The 16,339-nt window shown below is 73.8% G+C and carries 17 protein-coding genes; 4 read left to right on the top strand and 13 right to left on the bottom strand.

Features of this window, described 5'->3' with window-relative positions; genetic code table 11:
• The first annotated feature begins 13 nt into the window (after positions 1-13).
• The 4 genes from DAA34_RS10740 to DAA34_RS10755 all read left to right on the top strand — a co-directional run bounded on the left by DAA34_RS10740 (position 14) and on the right by DAA34_RS10755 (position 2,021).
• The gene (locus tag DAA34_RS10740) at positions 14-457 is read left to right on the top strand and encodes a hypothetical protein (protein ID WP_158707719.1); all 444 of its coding nucleotides are present in this window, start codon (positions 14-16) and stop codon (positions 455-457) included.
• Positions 454-837 (top strand): hypothetical protein, encoded by a 384-nt coding sequence (locus tag DAA34_RS10745; RefSeq protein ID WP_106819213.1) that lies wholly within the window; start codon positions 454-456, stop codon positions 835-837. The genes DAA34_RS10740 and DAA34_RS10745 overlap by 4 nt, the downstream gene beginning before the upstream one ends.
• A 63-nt stretch (positions 838-900) precedes the next feature.
• Positions 901-1,686 carry a peptidoglycan recognition protein family protein gene (locus DAA34_RS10750; RefSeq protein WP_106819216.1) on the top strand — a complete coding sequence of 262 codons (786 nt, stop codon included), beginning with the start codon at positions 901-903 and terminating at the stop codon, positions 1,684-1,686.
• Positions 1,683-2,021, top strand: a complete 339-nt coding sequence (locus tag DAA34_RS10755; protein ID WP_106819218.1) for a hypothetical protein — start codon at positions 1,683-1,685, stop codon at positions 2,019-2,021. Before DAA34_RS10750 ends, DAA34_RS10755 begins: the two co-directional genes overlap by 4 nt.
• Before the next feature lie 88 nt (positions 2,022-2,109).
• On the opposite strand, the gene DAA34_RS10760 is transcribed toward DAA34_RS10755, so the two are convergent.
• The 13 genes from DAA34_RS10760 to DAA34_RS10820 all read right to left on the bottom strand — a co-directional run bounded on the left by DAA34_RS10760 (position 2,110) and on the right by DAA34_RS10820 (position 16,239).
• Positions 2,110-2,943 (bottom strand): hypothetical protein, encoded by an 834-nt coding sequence (locus tag DAA34_RS10760; RefSeq protein WP_106819220.1) that lies wholly within the window; start codon positions 2,941-2,943, stop codon positions 2,110-2,112.
• Between the two features lie 201 nt (positions 2,944-3,144).
• The gene (locus DAA34_RS10765; RefSeq protein WP_106819222.1) at positions 3,145-3,933 is read right to left on the bottom strand and encodes a hypothetical protein; all 789 of its coding nucleotides are present in this window, start codon (positions 3,931-3,933) and stop codon (positions 3,145-3,147) included.
• A 3-nt stretch (positions 3,934-3,936) separates the two neighbouring features.
• Complete coding sequence (locus tag DAA34_RS10770; protein WP_106819224.1) at positions 3,937-4,902, bottom strand: helix-hairpin-helix domain-containing protein; 966 nt, start codon at positions 4,900-4,902, stop codon at positions 3,937-3,939.
• 125 nt (positions 4,903-5,027) lie between these two features.
• The gene (locus DAA34_RS10775) at positions 5,028-5,450 is read right to left on the bottom strand and encodes an arsenate reductase ArsC (RefSeq protein WP_106819226.1); all 423 of its coding nucleotides are present in this window, start codon (positions 5,448-5,450) and stop codon (positions 5,028-5,030) included.
• Positions 5,451-5,455: 5 nt separating this feature from the next.
• The gene (locus tag DAA34_RS10780; RefSeq protein ID WP_234354218.1) at positions 5,456-6,424 is read right to left on the bottom strand and encodes a DegV family protein; all 969 of its coding nucleotides are present in this window, start codon (positions 6,422-6,424) and stop codon (positions 5,456-5,458) included.
• A 51-nt stretch (positions 6,425-6,475) separates the two neighbouring features.
• A complete protein-coding gene (gene leuS, locus DAA34_RS10785; protein WP_106819230.1) occupies positions 6,476-9,397 on the bottom strand; it encodes a leucine--tRNA ligase in 2,922 nt (973 codons plus the stop codon).
• A gap of 81 nt (positions 9,398-9,478) precedes the next feature.
• Positions 9,479-10,147 (bottom strand): sirohydrochlorin chelatase, encoded by a 669-nt coding sequence (locus tag DAA34_RS10790; RefSeq protein ID WP_106819232.1) that lies wholly within the window; start codon positions 10,145-10,147, stop codon positions 9,479-9,481.
• Positions 10,144-11,049, bottom strand: a complete 906-nt coding sequence (locus tag DAA34_RS10795; RefSeq protein WP_106819234.1) for a sulfite exporter TauE/SafE family protein — start codon at positions 11,047-11,049, stop codon at positions 10,144-10,146. Before DAA34_RS10795 ends, DAA34_RS10790 begins: the two co-directional genes overlap by 4 nt.
• Positions 11,046-11,576, bottom strand: coding sequence for a precorrin-2 dehydrogenase/sirohydrochlorin ferrochelatase family protein (locus DAA34_RS10800; RefSeq protein ID WP_106819236.1), 531 nt, complete (start codon positions 11,574-11,576; stop codon positions 11,046-11,048). The genes DAA34_RS10795 and DAA34_RS10800 overlap by 4 nt, the downstream gene beginning before the upstream one ends.
• 4 nt (positions 11,577-11,580) lie before the next feature.
• Positions 11,581-12,864, bottom strand: coding sequence for a sulfate adenylyltransferase subunit 1 (locus tag DAA34_RS10805; RefSeq protein WP_106819238.1), 1,284 nt, complete (start codon positions 12,862-12,864; stop codon positions 11,581-11,583).
• Positions 12,864-13,811, bottom strand: coding sequence for a sulfate adenylyltransferase subunit CysD (cysD, locus tag DAA34_RS10810; protein ID WP_106820114.1), 948 nt, complete (start codon positions 13,809-13,811; stop codon positions 12,864-12,866). The genes DAA34_RS10805 and cysD overlap by 1 nt, the downstream gene beginning before the upstream one ends.
• A gap of 11 nt (positions 13,812-13,822) precedes the next feature.
• Positions 13,823-14,536, bottom strand: coding sequence for a phosphoadenylyl-sulfate reductase (locus DAA34_RS10815; RefSeq protein WP_106819240.1), 714 nt, complete (start codon positions 14,534-14,536; stop codon positions 13,823-13,825).
• Positions 14,533-16,239 (bottom strand): nitrite/sulfite reductase, encoded by a 1,707-nt coding sequence (locus DAA34_RS10820; RefSeq protein ID WP_106819242.1) that lies wholly within the window; start codon positions 16,237-16,239, stop codon positions 14,533-14,535. The genes DAA34_RS10815 and DAA34_RS10820 overlap by 4 nt, the downstream gene beginning before the upstream one ends.
• Positions 16,240-16,339 lie beyond the last annotated feature (100 nt).

Consider the following 16,339-nt stretch of genomic DNA (forward strand, 5'->3'; position numbering starts at 1 on the left):
CGTGGACGGCATCATGACAACCGCTCGTCGCGAGACCTGGCGATGGCTCCTCATCGCCTACGCGATCCTCTCCGCAGCTGTCGGCGCGGTCGGCATCTTCGCGCCGTCCGCCGCGATGGAGGCAGCAGTCGGCCTCTGGACCATCGCCTACGGCGTCGGCATGGTCGGCGCCGGACTGCTCGCCGCTTTCTACGGCATCCTCGGGCGGTGGCGGGCCGTGCAGACCGCGATCCTCTCCCTCGCCGCGCTCGCGGCGCTGCACGGCGGGCTCATCGTCGCAGCGACCGGGACGGGCGGGACGATGAGCGGCCTGCGGGTCGCCGTCGCCGCGGTGGGGCTCATCGGGTGGGTGCTGACGCTCCGGCGGCTCATCGAGCTCCAGGAGGCCACGGCGCGGCTCGAGATGCGGAACCTGCTGCTCCGGGCGGACGCGGACGAGCGGGGTGGTCACGAGTGAACGGGCTCATCATCGAGATCCTCAAGATGGCCCTGCCTGCGGCCGCCGGAGGGGCTTTCATCGGTCCGATCCTCGCGGCCCGCAAGGACGGCCGGGACGGCCGTCGTGACCACGTCGACCTCGTCGGTGAGTGGGAGGCCCGCTACGCCTCCCTCGTGGAGCGGCTGGACGCCTCGATGGGGCGTGCCGCCGCGGCGGAGGACCGGGCCGCTGCGGCCGAGCGCGCAGTGTCGGACCTCACCCGCCGCGTGGACGAGATGACTCGTGTCGAGGAGCTCCTCGCTCAGCACATCGTCTCCCTGCGGACCGGCGTCGAGGTTGGGACGGTCCCGCCCCTGCCGCCGCTGCCGCCGGAGATCGCGGCGCGCCTGCGCTTCTGACCCCCGAACCACCAGCCCCCGAGCCGCACCGGCCGGGGGCTTCGTCATCCCCGGAGGATCACCATGTACCTGACCGACCTGGCTGACGCCTGCCGCAAGAGCGGCCTGCGAGTCGTCGAGGTCCCCGGGTGGCGCACCCGCGGCCACGGACCGATGCAGTCCGTGTCCGGGATCGTCTGCCACCACACCGCGACGTCCGCGCGGGCCACGGGGTCTTATCCGAGCCTGGCCATCGTCCGTGACGGCCGCTCCGACCTGCCGGGCCCGCTCTCGCAGCTCGGGCTCGGCCGTGACGGCGTCGTCTACATCATCGCCGCCGGCAAGTGCTGGCACGCCGGGCCGGTCATCGACGGGCGCTACAGCAACAGCAACGCCATCGGTATCGAGGCCGAGCACGACGGCCTCGGCCCGTGGTGGGACCCGGCGATGTACGACGCCTACGTGCGGCTGGTCGCCGCGCTGCAGTCGCACTACGGGATCGCCGCGCCCCCGCGCGGCCACAAGGAAGTCGCCATCCCCCTCGGGGTGAAGGTCGACCCGACGTTCGACATGGACCGCTTCCGCGCTGACGTGGCGCGGGGAACCACACAGGAGGAGCTCATGGTCACCACCGACGACGAGAAGAAGATCCGCGCGATCGTCCGCGAGGTCGTGCGCGAGGAGGTCCGGGCGGGCATCAAGGCGCTGCTCGCGACGAAGATCCCGCTCAGCGCGGGCGTGAAGGCGATCAACGGGTCGAAGCTGACGGAGATCTCGGTCGCGGGCGCGCTCGGCTACTCGACGCTGATGCTGCCGGTCGCGCGGATCATCCGCGCTGCGGAGCGTCGCAAGAAGGCGGCCCGGAAGTGACGACGGCGACCCCGACTCAGACGCGGCACCCGCGGCGTGCGGCGGCGCGCACGATCGTCCAGACGGCGATCTCGATCGTCCTCGTCCTGGGGATCGTGTGGCCATCGGTCGACGGCATCGCCCGGGACGAGCTCGCCCAGCACGCGACCCTGCCCGCGTGGCTCGACGCGACCCTCGTCGCGGTCGGCGCGGCGATCGCGGTCACGGCCGGGATCCTGTCCCGGGTGATGGCCATCCCCCAGGTCGACCACGCACTCCGCAGGATCGGCCTCTCGGCCGCGCCGCGCCCCGGTAGCCCGTCCGGCGAGGGTCTCGACGTCGACGACCTCCTGTGACCTGATAAGCGCGCACTCATCAGCGCTGGACCGATACGGCCCCCGGCCTCCCCTCGTGGGAGGTCGGGGGCCGTTTCGTCGTGCCCGGTCAGCGGTTGACGATCGCGTGGATGCGCGCCTTGGTGAGACCGGTCGTGGAGGCGATGTCCGTGAGGGAGACGCCCTGCTCGTGTGCGTCGCGGATCGCGGCGTCACGCTCCTGCTGCGCGGCGGTGGCCTGGTCCCGCAGGTGCGAGGCGCGGGCTGCGATGGAGCCCAGGTCGCCGCGCACGTAGGTCTGCACCGCGTCCGCGACGAGGTCCACGTCGTCGTCTGCCCACTCGACGCTCTGCGCGCTGTCGAGGATCTGTCGGGCGGTGGCGGCCGGGAAGCCCGGCTGGACGTTCGACGGCCGGGCAGCGAGCGTCTCGGTCATGGTGTCGACGATCATCGCCTCGATCACGCCGGCGTCGAGACCGCCGCGCAGAAGGACTCGCGCGAGAGCCGCGGGCGCGGGGTCGAGGTGGAAGGACAGCGGCTGCGCGGCCTCCCTGCGTGCGATGACCATGAGGGCCAGCGCCGCGTCGAGGACCTCCGTGCGCTGCTGGCTGCTCCACGTGCGGACCGTCGCGACCGCGAGCCGGGTGCACCGCTCGAGCGCCGCGGCGATCACGGTCTCGTCGTCCTCACCGTAGGCGAGGTCCTCGAGGGACAGCGCCGGCCCGGGCCCGGTGCCGAGGGTCACCCACACGCGGGAGACGAGGTCGACCCGGGACGCTTCGGCGCTCACCTGGGTGAGGCGCTCGTAGCGGCCGCGGTGGTGCGCCCACAGCCCCTCGACGCCGATAGGCGCGCGCTGCTCGGCGGGCGAGATCGGGGACAGCGCGGCCGCCGTGACGATGGCCTCGACGGTGTCTCGCTCGATGTGGTCGTAGTCCAGCATGGCTGCTCCTCGGCTCGGTGTTCTCCTGTGCAAACACCCTCAGTAAACCGCAGTGAACCGAATAAGTCAACAGGTGTGAACGACGCCCGCCCCACCGGCCCGGACCGAACCCGTGACACCGTGTGGGGCAGACGCCCGGGCTGACCTCGCTGTCCCACCCCGCCGAACGCGGGGACTGGCTGATCTCGGCCCAGGTTTTGACTATGTGCGGTGTGCAATCTCCCCCGAGACGGCGCTCAGGTGGGACATCCCGGTCTCGGTCATCGCGTCGGTGAGCTCCGGCGGGGTGCCGGAGGTGTCGCCGACGACGAGCCCCGGCAGGAGCCCGCGGGAGTCGGCGGGCAGCCCGGCGCACGCCTCCCGCAGCCCCGCCCGCATGTGATCGGTCGAGCGCAGCCACGGCGGCCGGGGGTCGACCTCCGGCATCTCGGCCCGGACGACGGCGACCTCGCGCTGGCCTGGATCGGCCGCCCGCAGCCCACCGTCGAACCGCACCCGGTCTCGCCAGCCGAGCTCGCGCCACCGCTCGTCACCCCGGACGAGAACGGGGCTGCTCACCCGCGCGGTCTGCCCTCGCGCCGTCACCCGCTCGAGCCGGACCCGGACGATGACGGTCACCGCGTCCTGGCCGGGCCGCGTGAGCACGACCGGCTCGGCGAGCACCACCCCTTCCATCCGGGCGTGGGTCCCGGCGGCGGCCCACCCCGGGACCGGGCCGGCCGTGCGAACGGACCCGTGGGCCGCGGACGCGAGCAACGTCAGACCCGTCGCCAGGAGGACGAGGGCGGCGAGGGGCCGGGCGCGCAGCACGACCCCGGCGGCGATGCACGACGCCGCGAGCCCACCGACGAGCCAGGGCTCACGCGTGATCGTCGCCGCGGTCCCCGCCCACGCGACGAGGGCGGGCACCAGGAGCCGGAGGTCCAGCCGGGGATGGGCACGGGCAGAGTCGCCGCGTGGTACGTCGGCGTCCCGCCCACGGTGCGGCATCCGTCAGACCGTGACGTGCGGAGCGATCTCCGCGAAGGTCTTCTCGCCGATCCCGCTGACCTCCTTGAGCTCGTCGACCGAGGTGAACCGACCGTGCTCCGTGCGCCACGCGAGGATCTTTTCCGCCGTGACTGGCCCGACGCCCGGCAGCTCCTCGAGCGCTGACTGGTCCGCCTCGTTGAGGTTCACCTGGCCGGCACCGCCCGCCGCACCGCCGGCCGGTGCGGCACCGGGCGCACCCGGCCCGGACGGCGCGAGGACGGACGGTCTCTCACCCGGCGCGGGGATGCGGATCTGCTCACCGTCGACGACCGGTCGCGCCATGTTGACGTCGCTCGTCCGCGCGGGCTGGCGCACGCCCCCGGCCCTGCGGACGGCATCGGCCACCCGGGAACCCGCCGGCAGCCGCACCACCCCCGGCCGGCGGACGCGCCCGACGACGTCGACGACGACCTCCCCGGTCGCCCCGGGTGCGCCGGCGGGCGCCGCGGCACCCGGCGACGGCTCCGCAGCGCCGGCCGACGATGCGGACGCCCCGGCGGTCGACGTGAAGCCGCTGCGGTCTCCCGTCTGCTCGACACCGTCCGGGGATGCGGCGACCGGCGTGCCGGCGTCCTGGGCGCGCAGGACCCGAACCCCCAGGACGACGGCCACCCCGACGACGAGGACGAGCACCGTGGCAAGGACGCGCCCGTCGACGGCCAGCCGACCCTCCCGCAGGGCCGGGGGGATCGTCAGAGGCGCCGGGGCGGCCGTCCCCGCTCGCGCGCGGCGCCGGAGGACTCCGTCGCGGACGCCGTCGGGGGCGGGGTCCGTGGCGACGTCGTCCCGGGTGGGCACCCACGCGTCGCCGGGTCCCCCGCTCGTCGCTCGACCCGCGCGGTCGTCCCCGGGCGTCCGGGAGTCGGCGACCTCGGCGAGGATCTCGAGCAGGCGGTCGCGCGGCGGGTGCTGGCGGGTCAGCGGCATGACCGGGACGCTAGGGATCCGGCCCGGCGCGATCACCCTCGCTCAGGCGCCTGTGGATCGGACCACGCGCCGGCCGCTGGCTGTGGACGGCGACGAGGCCGGGCCGCCGGTCCGACCAGGTCCGCTCAGCCCGCAGACCCCACCACGGGGACGTCGAGGTCGCGCAGCAGCGTCTCGACCCGGACGCGGATCTCGTCCCGGACGCGGCGCACCATCGCCACGTCCTGCCCCGCCGGGTCCTCCAGGACCCAGTCCTCGTAGCGCGTGCCGGGGAAGTACGGGCAGGTGTCCCCGCACCCCATCGTCACGACGACGTCCGAGGCCTGCACGGCCTCCGGGGTGATGATCTTCGGGGTCTCCCCCGCCAGGTCGATGCCGACCTCGAGCATGGCCTCGTGGACCGCCGGGTTGATCGAGTCGGCCGGGGCGGACCCGGCCGAGCGCACCTCGACCGCACCGCCGGACAGGTGCCGGGTCCACGCCGCGCCCATCTGGGACCGCCCGGCGTTGTGGACGCACACGAACATCACGGAGGGCTTCTCGCTCATGGGCATCAGTGTGCCCGAGGCGCGCCGTGACCCGGGCCGTGGGGACAGACGGCGACCCCGATCGTCCCCGGGCCGCCGTGCACGGCGACGACGGCCGCGAGGTCGACGACGGAGACGGACCCCACCTGTGGCAGGCGCTCCTCGAGTCGGCGAGCGAGGCTCTCGGCGCGGTCGGCCGCATCGACGTGCTCGACGACGATCTCGGTGCCGGAGGCCCAGGCCGGGACGGCCGCGACGCGCTCGGTGACGATGTCCTCGATCCGCGCGAGCGCCTTCGTCGCCGTCCGCACCTTCTCGATGGGCACGATCGCCCCGTTGCGGACCTCGAGCACCGGCTTGATCGACAGACGGGCGCTGAGGAAGGCCGCCCCCGCCCCGATCCGACCACCGCGTCGGAGGTGGTCCAGCGAGTCGACGTAGAAGATCGTCGAGCTCGCCCCGCACTCGCGGCGGACGACGTCGACGACGTCGTGGGCGTTCCCCCCGTGCCGACCGGCGCGGGCCGCCCGGGCCGCCGCCAGCCCGACGGCCATCCCGACGGCGCGGCTGTCGACGAGGTGGACGGGCAGCTCGGCGCGACCGGCCGCGAGCCGGGCGGACCCGATCGTGCCGGACAGCTCGGCGCTCGGGTGGACCGAGACGATCGAGCCCGCGCCCCGTTCCGCGGCCGTCGCGTAGGCGCGGGCGAAGGCGTCCGGTGACGGGCGCGAGGTCGTCACCGGGGCCCGTCGCCGCAACGCGTCGGTGACCTCCTGCGCCGTGATGTCGACCCCCTCGACGAACTGCTCGTCGTCGACGACGACGTGCAGCGGCACGACGATCACGCCGGACTCCTCCGCCAGCTCCACCGGCAGCGACGCGGTCGAGTCAACGACGAGCGCCACCGGCTTCTGCTCCGCGGGCGGCGGGTCGCCCGCGGAGGCGACGGTCTCGACCGACGGGTCGTCCGACGCGTCCGTGGGCGTCACGGGCACGCCGAGGCCCACGGTTCCGTCGCCCTCGAGGCCTGCCCCCGTCGTCATGGCTCAGGCGGGGACGACGTTGACGAGCTTCGGCGCACGGACGACGACGGTGCGGATGCCGCCAGCCGTCGCCGCCGCGACCTTCTCGCGGGCCAGCACGAGCTCGCGCAGAGCGTCCTCGGAGATGTCGGCGGGCACCTCGACGCGGTCGCGGACCTTTCCCCTGATCTGGACGACGCAGGTGACCGTGTCCTCGACCAGCAGGCTCTCGTCGACCTCCGGGAACGGCGCGAAGGCGAGTGAGTGCTCGTGACCGAGCCGCCGCCACAGCTCCTCCGCGACGTGCGGCGCGATCGGCGAGAGCATGAGGACGATCGCCTCCGCCACCTCGCGCGGCACCGCGTCGAGCTTGGTCAGGTGGTTGTTCAGCTCGATGAGACGGGCGATCGCCGTGTTGAACCCGAGCGTGGCGTAGTCCGACCGGACGGCCGCGATCGTCCGGTGCAGAAGGGTCGCCGTCGCGGCCTCGAGCGGGGCGTCGACGACGCGGCACTCCCCGCTCTCCTCGTCGACGACGTTGCGCCACAGCCGCTGGAGGAAGCGCTGGCTGCCGACGACCGCGCGGGTGTCCCACGGCTTGCTCTGCTCGAGCGGGCCGAGGGACATCTCGTAGACCCGGAAGGTGTCGGCCCCGTACGCCTCGTACATCTCGTCGGGGCTGACCATGTTCTTCAGCGACTTGCCGATCTTGCCGAACTCGCGGTTGACCGGCTGCCCCTGCCACGTCCACGTCGACTCGGCCCCGTCGGCCGACGGCACCTCCTCGACATCGGCGGCCGGCACGTACTGACCGCGGTCGTCGGTGAACGCCGGCGCCTGGATGTAACCCTGGCTGAAGTACGTCCGGAACGGCTCCTCGCTGCTCACGTGGCCGAGGTCGTGGAGCACCTTGTGCCAGAACCGGGCGTACAGCAGGTGCAGCACCGCGTGCTCGACGCCGCCGATGTAGAGGTCGACGCCGCCGGGGTCGCGCGTGCCGGCGGGCGCCCCGGGCACCGGCTCCGGGCGCGGGCCGATCCAGTACGCCTCGTTCTCGGGGTCGACGAGCGCGTCGGCGTTCGCCGGGTCGAGGTAGCGCAGGTAGTACCAGCACGAACCGGCCCAGTTCGGCATCGTGTTCGTCTCGCGGCGATAGCGGCGGGTGCCCCGGCCGTCGCCGAGGTCGAGCTCGACCTCGACCCACTCCGGCACGCGGCCGAGCGGCGGCTCCGGCGAGGACGAGTCGTCCTCGGGCTCGAACGTGCGCGGACTGTAGTCGGGCACGTCGGGCAGCTCGACGGGAAGCATCGACTCCGGCACGGCGTGCGCGACGCCGTCCTCGTCGAAGACGACGGGGAACGGCTCGCCCCAGTACCGCTGGCGGGAGAAGAGCCAGTCGCGGATCCGATGGGTGACGCTGCCCTCGCCGATCCCCGACTCCTCGAGGTGGGCGATCATCGTCGCCTTCGCCTCCTGCAGCCCGAGCCCGTCGAGGCTCACCTCGCCGTTGCTCGAGGCGACGGCGATCCCGGCACCGGTGAAGGCCTCGGTCATCTCCGCGTCGGGGTCGACCGCCTCGCCGACGGGCGCGACGACCCGCCGGATCGGCAGGTCGAAGGCGCGGGCGTAGTCGAAGTCGCGATCGTCGTGCGCGGGGACGGCCATGATCGCGCCCGTGCCGTAGCCGGCGAGGACGTAGTCGGCGACGAAGACGGGGACCGGCTCGCCGGACAGCGGGTTCGTCGCGAACGCGCCGGTGAAGACCCCGGTCTTCTCCTTGTCCTCGCGCTGCCGCTCGACGTCGCTCTTGCGAGAGGCGGCCCGGCGGTAGGCGTCGACGGCCTCCCGCGGGGTGGCCGCGCCGCCGGTCCACGCGTCGCGGGTCCCCTCCGGCCAGGCGTCCGGGACGAGCGTGTCGACGAGGTCGTGCTCGGGCGCGAGGACCATGAAGGTCGCGCCGAAGAGGGTGTCCGGACGCGTCGTGAAGACCTCGATGACGTCGATCGAGCCGTCGGCGGTCGTCACGGGGAAGGACACCTGCGCGCCGGTGCTGCGCCCGATCCAGTTGCGCTGCATCGTCTTGACCTTCTCGGGCCAGTCGACGCGGTCGAGGTCGTCGGCGAGACGGTCGGCGTACGCGGTGATCCGCATCATCCACTGGCGCAGGTTCTTCTTGAAGACGGGGAAGTTCCCGCGCTCGGAGCGGCCGTCGTTCGTCACCTCCTCGTTCGACAGGACGGTGCCCAGGCCCGGCGCCCAGTTGACCGGGGCCTCGTGGGTGTACGCGAGCCGGTACCCGGCGAGCTCCTCGCTGCGCTCGGCCTGCGACAGCTCGGCCCACGGGCGTCCGTCCGACGTCTCCCGCTCGCCTGCCTCGAGCTGGGCGACGAGCTCGGCGATCGGGCGGGCCCGCCCCGTGCCGCCGTCGGGGCGCACGGCCTCCTCGTCGTACCAGGCGTTGAAGATCTGCAGGAAGATCCACTGCGTCCAGCGGTAGTAGTCCGGGTCGATCGTGCGGATCGCCCGACGGTCGTCGTGCCCCAGGCCCAGTCGGCGCAGCTGCCGCGCCATGACCGCGATGTTGTCCTCGGTCGTCGTCCGGGGGTGCTGCCCGGTCTGGACCGCGTACTGCTCGGCCGGCAGGCCGAAGGCGTCGTACCCGAGGCAGTGCAGCACGTTCTTGCCGAGCATCCGGTGGTAGCGCGCGACGACGTCCGTCGCGATGTACCCGAGGGGGTGGCCGACGTGCAGGCCCGCGCCCGAGGGGTAGGGGAACATGTCCATGACGAGCATGTGCCCGTCGCGTTCGGCCACCTGCTCCGGCTGCGCCCACGGCCCCGCGGGGTTGGGGGCGCGGAAGGTGCCCAGCTCCTCCCACCGGTCCTGCCAGGCGGTCTCGATCCGCCCGGCGAGCTCCGCGGTGTACCGGTGCTGCGTCTGCGTCATGGGGTCCTTCGTCTCTCGTCGGTGCACGCGGTGGCGGCGGGCCAGATTATCGCAGCGGCCTCGGGCGACGGGCCCGCTCGGTCAGTCCCCGAGCGCCTCGCGGTAGCGGCGGACGACGAGGTCGGCGACGGCGTCCGAGGGCAGGACCGGCGCGGTGACGGGCAGGTCCAGCCCGGCGCCGACCGCCTCGAGCCGACGATGGAAGTGCCCCGGGGCGAGCAGGTGCGCCAGGAGCACCGGGGACTCGGGCCGCGCGAGCCCTCCGGCGACGTCGGCCACGGCGGGTCCGTCGCCCGAGAGCACGCCGACCGCGACCTCGCGGCTGGTCCGGTCCGCGAGCGCCCGCGCGACGACCTCGACCTCGGCACGGGCGCGCGGGTCGGAGGACCCGGCGGTCGCGAGCACCACGGGGGCCTGCGGCGCTCCGGCGCCGGCGAGGCGTCCCGCCAGGGCGGTGATCACCTCCGGCGCGGCCCCGAGGTGCTCGGTCACCGTGCCGGAGCCGTGGGCGGCGACGGCGTCCGGGACGTCGGTCCGCACGTGGTAGCCGGCGAGGAGGAACAGGGGGACGACGACGGGATCGACCGTGCCCGCCAGGGCTCGGGCGGGGTCCGGCGCGCGCACGTCGACGTAGCCCAGCCGGACCTCGACCCCCGGCAGCCGACGGCCGGCATCGGCGACGAGGCGCTCGACCGTGGCCGTCCCCGCGTCGCTAGCCGTCCCGTGCGCCAGGACGACGAGGGCGCTCACGCGGGTGCGCCCTCGATCTCGCCCGCCCCGGCGGACCGTCGGGTGAACCGGTGGCGGGTCGCGGCGACACCGACGGCCGCGCCCCACGCGCCGGTGACGACCATGTAGGCGAGCACCCGCGCGTCTCCGTCCACCCCGAGCGCGGACAGCAGGGTGCGCAGGTTGGTCAGGACGATGATGCCGCCGACGGCGGTCCCGAGGACGACGGTCGGCAGCCGGCTGACGAGCCACGCGGCGAACGGCGCGGCGACGAGACCGCCGGCGAGCAGCGCGCCGGCGAGCGCCAGGTCGATGCCGGACCCCCCGAGGCCGACGAGGAAGCCCAGGCTCGCGGCGAGGGTGACGAGGAACTCCGAGGTGTCGACGGACCCGATGACCGTCCGCGGGGCGGTCTTGCCCGCCGACAGCAGGCTCGTCGTCGACACCGGCCCCCAGCCGCCGCCACCGGTGGCGTCGACGAAGCCTCCGACGAGGCCGAGCGGGACGAGGGCCCGGCCGGTGTGCGGCGAGGTGCGTGCCTGGGAGACCTTCGGCGGGCGCAGGGCGAAGCGGAGCATGACGTAGACACCGAGCGCAGCGAGGATGAGCGCCATCACGGGCTCGCCGGCCTCGGTCGACAGCCGCGACAGGACGGTCGCGCCGGCGAACGCGCCGATCGCGCCGGGCAGGCCCAGTCGCAGGACGAGGTTGCGGTCGACGTTGCCCAGCCGCCAGTGCGCGATTCCCGACGCGGCGGTGGTGCCGAGCTCGGAGAGGTGCACGGTCGCCGACGCGACGGCGGGCGTCAGGGCGGCCGCGGACAGCAGGAGGGAGGTGGAGGTGACGCCGTACCCCATGCCGAGCCCGCCGTCGACGAGCTGGGCGGCCAGGCCGACGACGGCGATGATGACGAGCTTTCTCATGCGCTCCTCCGAGCGGTGACCGAGTGTCGGTCGAGCGAGCGGGAGCCGGCCGGGGCGAGGCGCCCGTCGGCGGCGGCGCGGGTCAGGGCGGCGACGGCGAGGTCGCGGGCGGCGACGGCGCGTCGCGGATGGCCACCGGCGTGGACGGCGACGCTGAGCCGACCGCCGGAGACGGGGACGACGCCCCGGGCGGGGACGTGGACCGGTGAGGCCGCGGCGTCCGTCGCGTCGATGGCCCAGATGCCCAGGGCCGCGGCGGCCCTGCGGACGGCGGTGTCCACGGCCGGGACGCCGGTGGCGGTGTGGACCAGGCAGGCCCCCTCGAGGTCGGCCGGACCGTCCCAGGCCCGGGCGGCGTGCTCGACCGCGCCGACGGCGACGTGGGCCGCCACCTGCGGGCACACCTGCGGGGCGATGACGGTGACGCGTGCACCGTCCTCGAGGAACGCCGCCACGCGGCGTGCCGTCACGGGCCCGCCGCCGACGGCGACGACCCGACGGTCGGTGAGGTCGAGGTCGAGGAGCACCGGGTCAGCCCTCCGCGCGGATCGACTCGACCATGCCCGCGGCCAGCGTCGCGCCGGAGGCGGGGTCGACGACGACGAGCGCGCCGCCGGCGCGGGTGCGGGCGTACTCCTCGGCGGGGATCGGCGACGCCAGGCGCAGCGCGACGGTGCCGATGTCGTTGAGCTCGAGCGTGTCCGCCGGGCCGTCGGTGAGGGTGTCGACGTCGAGCCGGTTCTCGATCCGCTCGGCGATCGCGGTCACGGTCGCCGTGCCGTGCTTGACGAGCACCCTGGCCCGCTCGCGCAGCGGCGTCGGGGACAGCCAGCACAGCCGCGCGTCGAGGGACCGGGTGAGCGTCGGCACGTCTTCCGCGGTGACGAGCGTGTCGCCCCGCGAGACGTCGACGTCGTCGGTGAGCCGGATCGTCACCGAGGACGGTGCGCTCGCGCGCTCGAGCGTGCGGCTGCCGAGATCGATCCCGGCGACGCTGGACCGACGGCCCGAGGGCAGGACGACGACCTCGTCGCCCACCGCGACGCTGCCGGAGGTGATCCGGCCTGCGTAGCCGCGGTAGTCGAGCAGGCTCGGGTCGGCGTCCGCACCGATCGCCGCGCCCTGGGGCCGGACGACGAGCTGGACCGGGAGGCGGAAGGGTGCCTCGATCGTGTCGTCGAGGACGGGGATCGTCTCGATGAGCTCGAGCAGGCTCGGGCCCTCGTACCACGGCATCGCCGCGGAGCGCTCCGCGACGTTGTCCCCGACGAGCGCCGAGACCGGCACCGTCGTCACCTTGCGGACCCCGAGCTCGGCGGCCGCGGCCCGGACCTGGGCGTCGACCTCGGCGAACCGCTCCTGCGAGTACCCGACGAGGTCGACCTTGTTCACGGCGACGATGACGTGCGGCGTGCGCAGCAGCGCGACGACGGCGAGGTGCCGCCGGGTCTGCTCGATGACCCCGTGGCGGGCGTCGACGAGGAGGACGACGGCGTCGGCCGTCGAGGACCCGGTGACCATGTTCCGCGTGTACTCGACGTGACCGGGGCAGTCGGCAAGGACGAACGAGCGGTTGGCCGTCGCGAAGTACCGGTGGGCGACGTCGATGGTGATGCCCTGCTCCCGCTCGGCGCGCAGGCCGTCGGTGAGGAGCGCGAGGTCGGGCGCACCCATCCCCCGCTCGCGGCTGACGCGCTCGATCGAGAGCATCTGGTCGGCGAGGACGTTCTTCGTGTCGTGCAGGAGACGGCCGACGAGTGTCGACTTGCCGTCGTCGACGGAACCGGCCGTCGCCAGGCGCAGCAGCGTGCTCATCAGAAGTAGCCCTCCTTCTTGCGGTCCTCCATGGCGGCCTCGGAGAGGCGGTCGTCGGCGCGGGTCGCGCCCCGCTCGGTGAGGGTGCTCGCCGCGACCTCGACGACGACCGCATCGACGTCCGCGGCGTCCGACTCGACGGCGCCGGTGCACGAGATGTCACCGACGGTGCGGTAGCGGACGCTGCGCGGCGCGGCCTGCGCGGCCTCGGCCTCGCTCGTGTGCGGGCCGACCGCAAGGAGCATCCCGTCGCGCTCGTAGACCTCCCGCTCGTGGGCGTAGTAGAGCGAGGGCAGCTCGATCTCCTCGCGGGCGATGTAGCGCCACACGTCGAGCTCGGTCCAGTTGCTCAGCGGGAAGACGCGCACGTGCTCGCCGGGCCGGTGGCGCGGGTTGTACAGGTGCCACAGCTCGGGGCGCTGGTTGCGCGGGTCCCACTGGCCGAACTCGTCCCGGAGGCTGACGACGCGCTCCTTCGCGCGGGCCTTCTCCTCGTCGCGCCGGCCGCCGCCGAAGACCCCGTCGAAGCGGTGCGCGGCGATGGCGTCGAGCAGCGGGATCGTCTGCAGGGGGTTGCGGGTGCCGTCGGGTCGCTCGGTCAGCCGGCCGTCGTCGATGTAGTCCTGCACGGACGCGACCTCGAGCCGGAGCCCGAGCCGTTCGACCGTCGCGTCGCGGAAGGCGAGGACCTCGGGAAAGTTGTGCCCGGTGTCGACGTGGAGGACCGGGAACGGCACGGGCGCGGGCCAGAACGCCTTGCTCGCGAGGTGGAGCATGACGACGGAGTCCTTGCCGCCGGAGAAGAGCAGGACGGGCCGCTCGAGCTCGGCGGTGGCCTCGCGGATGATGTGGATGCCCTCGGCCTCGAGGACGTCGAGGAGGTCGGGCGTGCCGTCGGCCGGTGCGCCGGGGATGCTCGGTGTGGGGGCAAGGGTCGGGGTGGTCATCGTCGGGGTCTTCACGTGTGGATGCCGCACTCGGTCTTCGCGAAGCCGGCCCAGCGACCGGCGCGGGGGTCCTCGCCCGGCGCGACCGGGCGGGTGCAGGGGGCGCACCCGATCGACGGGTAGCCCTGACCGAGCAGGGGGTTGACGGGCAGGAGGTTGGCCTCGGTGTGGTCGATCAGGTCCTGGAGCGTCCACGTGACGAGCGGGTTGATCTTCACCAGGCCATGGGCCGCGTCCCACGACACGACGGGCGCGTCCGCGCGGGTCGGGCCCTCCTCGCGACGGACGCCGGTCACCCAGGCGTCGTAGCCCAAGAGGGCGCGGCGCAGGGGCTCGACCTTGCGCATCCGGCAGCAGGCCGCGGGGTCGCGGTCGTGCAGCCGCGGTCCGTACTTCGCATCCTGCTCGGCGACGGTGAGCTCCGGCAGAGCCTCGACGAGGGTGATGTCGAGCGCGTCCGCGACGGCCGCCTTCGTCTCCTGCGTCTGCGCGAAGTGGTACCCCGTCTCGAGGAAGAGGACGTCGACGCCGGGCAGCGCCTCGGACGCCAGGTGCGGCAGGACGGCGTCGGCCATCGAGCACGCGACGACGAGCCCGTCGCCGAAGGTCTCGGCGGCCCAGGCGAGCACGGTCGCGGCGTCGGCGTCGGCGAAGCGCTCGGCGCCGTCGTGCGCGATCGTCTCGAGCTCCTCCTGCGTGCGGGTCCGGGTGCGGGTCGTCGTCATCGGAGGGCCTCCTCGTCGGCGCGGTGGGCCCAAGCGGCGAAGGACTCACCGGGCTCCCGCCCGGCGTCCCACGCCCGGACGACCCGCTCGACGTAGTCGGGCAGCTCGGCGGCCGCGATCTTGTGCGCGCGCAGGGTCCGGCCGAGCACCGGCTCGTCGGGGTTGCGCGAGTCGGTGAGCGTCCCACCGAGGTGGACCTGGAAGCCCGGGACCTGCTCCCCCTGGTCGGTGGTGACGATCTGCCCCTTGAGGCCGATGTCCGCGGTCTGGATGCGCGCGCAGCTGTTCGGGCAGCCGTTGACGTGCAGGGTGACCTGCTGGTCGAGGTCGAGGTCGGCAAGGCGGCGCTCGAGCTCGTCGATCGCGGCCGCGGCGGTCGCCTTCGTCTCGACGATCGCGAGCTTGCAGAACTCGATGCCCGTGCAGGCCATCGTCGACCGCCGGAAGACGCTCGGCGTCGCGGTGAGACCGAGCTCCTCGAGCCCGGCGACGAGCGTGTCGACCGCATCGGGCTCGACGTCGAGGACGACGAGCTTCTGGTGCGGGGTGAGGCGGACGCGTCGCGACCCGGCCGCCTCGGCGAGCTCGGCGACCCGGGTGAGGATCGACCCGCTGACCCGACCGACCCGCGGCGCGACACCGACGTACCGGCGGCCGTCCTTCTGGAGGTGCACCCCGACGTGGTCGCCGGGGGCGCTCGGCTGCTCCGGCGCCGGTCCGTCGGCCAGGGCGTACCCGAGGTACTCGGTCTCGAGGACCTCCCGGAAGCGCTCCGGTCCCCACTGGGCCAGGAGGAACTTCAGGCGGGCCTTGTTCCGCAGCCGGCGGAAGCCGTAGTCGCGGAAGATCTGGACCACGGCGTGCCAGACGTCGGCCGCCTGGTCCTCGGTGACGAAGGCGCCGAGCCGCTCCGCGAGCCGGGCGCTCGTCGACAGCCCGCCGCCGACCCACAGGTCGTAGCCGGGGCCGAGCTCGGGGTGGACGACGCCGACGAGGGAGATGTCGTTGATCTCGTGGACCACGTCGAGGCTCGGGTGGCCCGTGATGGCGGACTTGAACTTGCGCGGCAGGTTGGCCAGCTCGGGGTCCCCGATGAACCGGCGCTGGATCTCCTCGATGACCGGGGTGGGGTCGATGATCTCGTTCGCGGCGACCCCCGCGAGCGGGCTGCCGAGGATGACGCGCGGGCAGTCGCCGCAGGCCTCGGTCGTGCCCAGGCCGACCGACTCGAGCCGGCGCCAGATCTCCGGGACGTCCTCGACCCGGATCCAGTGGTACTGGATGTTCTGCCGGTCGGAGATGTCGGCGGTGTCGCGCGCGAGCTCGGTCGAGATGCCCGCGACGACCCGCAGCTGCTCGGTCGTCATCGCGCCGCCGTCGGTGCGCACGCGCATCATGAAGTAGCTGTCCTCGAGCTCGCTCGTCTCGAGCTGGGCGGTGCGGCCGCCATCGATGCCGGGGCGACGCTGGGTGTACAGCCCCCACCACCGGAACCGGCCGTGGAGGTCGTCGTCGGAGATCGAGTCGAAGCCTTCCTTGGCGTAGACCTCCTCGATCCGCTGGCGCACGTCGAGGCTGTTCTCCTCCGCCTTGAATCGCTCGTTGCCGTTGAGCGGCTCGCGGCCGTCGACCTTCCACTGCCCGTTCGGCTTGGTCGCCCGCGGCGGGCGGGTGCCGGGCCGGGCGTGGGTGTCGGCGCTCATCGGGTGGCTCCTGCCAGATGCACGGGGGTCAGATGCATAAGGGAATGTTATGCGTACCGAAACATGGGGTTGGCGTGGGGTCCATGATCCGGGCGTGCCG

The sequence above is a fragment of the Janibacter massiliensis genome (assembly GCF_900289115.1).
Taxonomy (GTDB): Bacteria; Actinomycetota; Actinomycetes; order Actinomycetales; family Dermatophilaceae; genus Janibacter_A; species Janibacter_A massiliensis.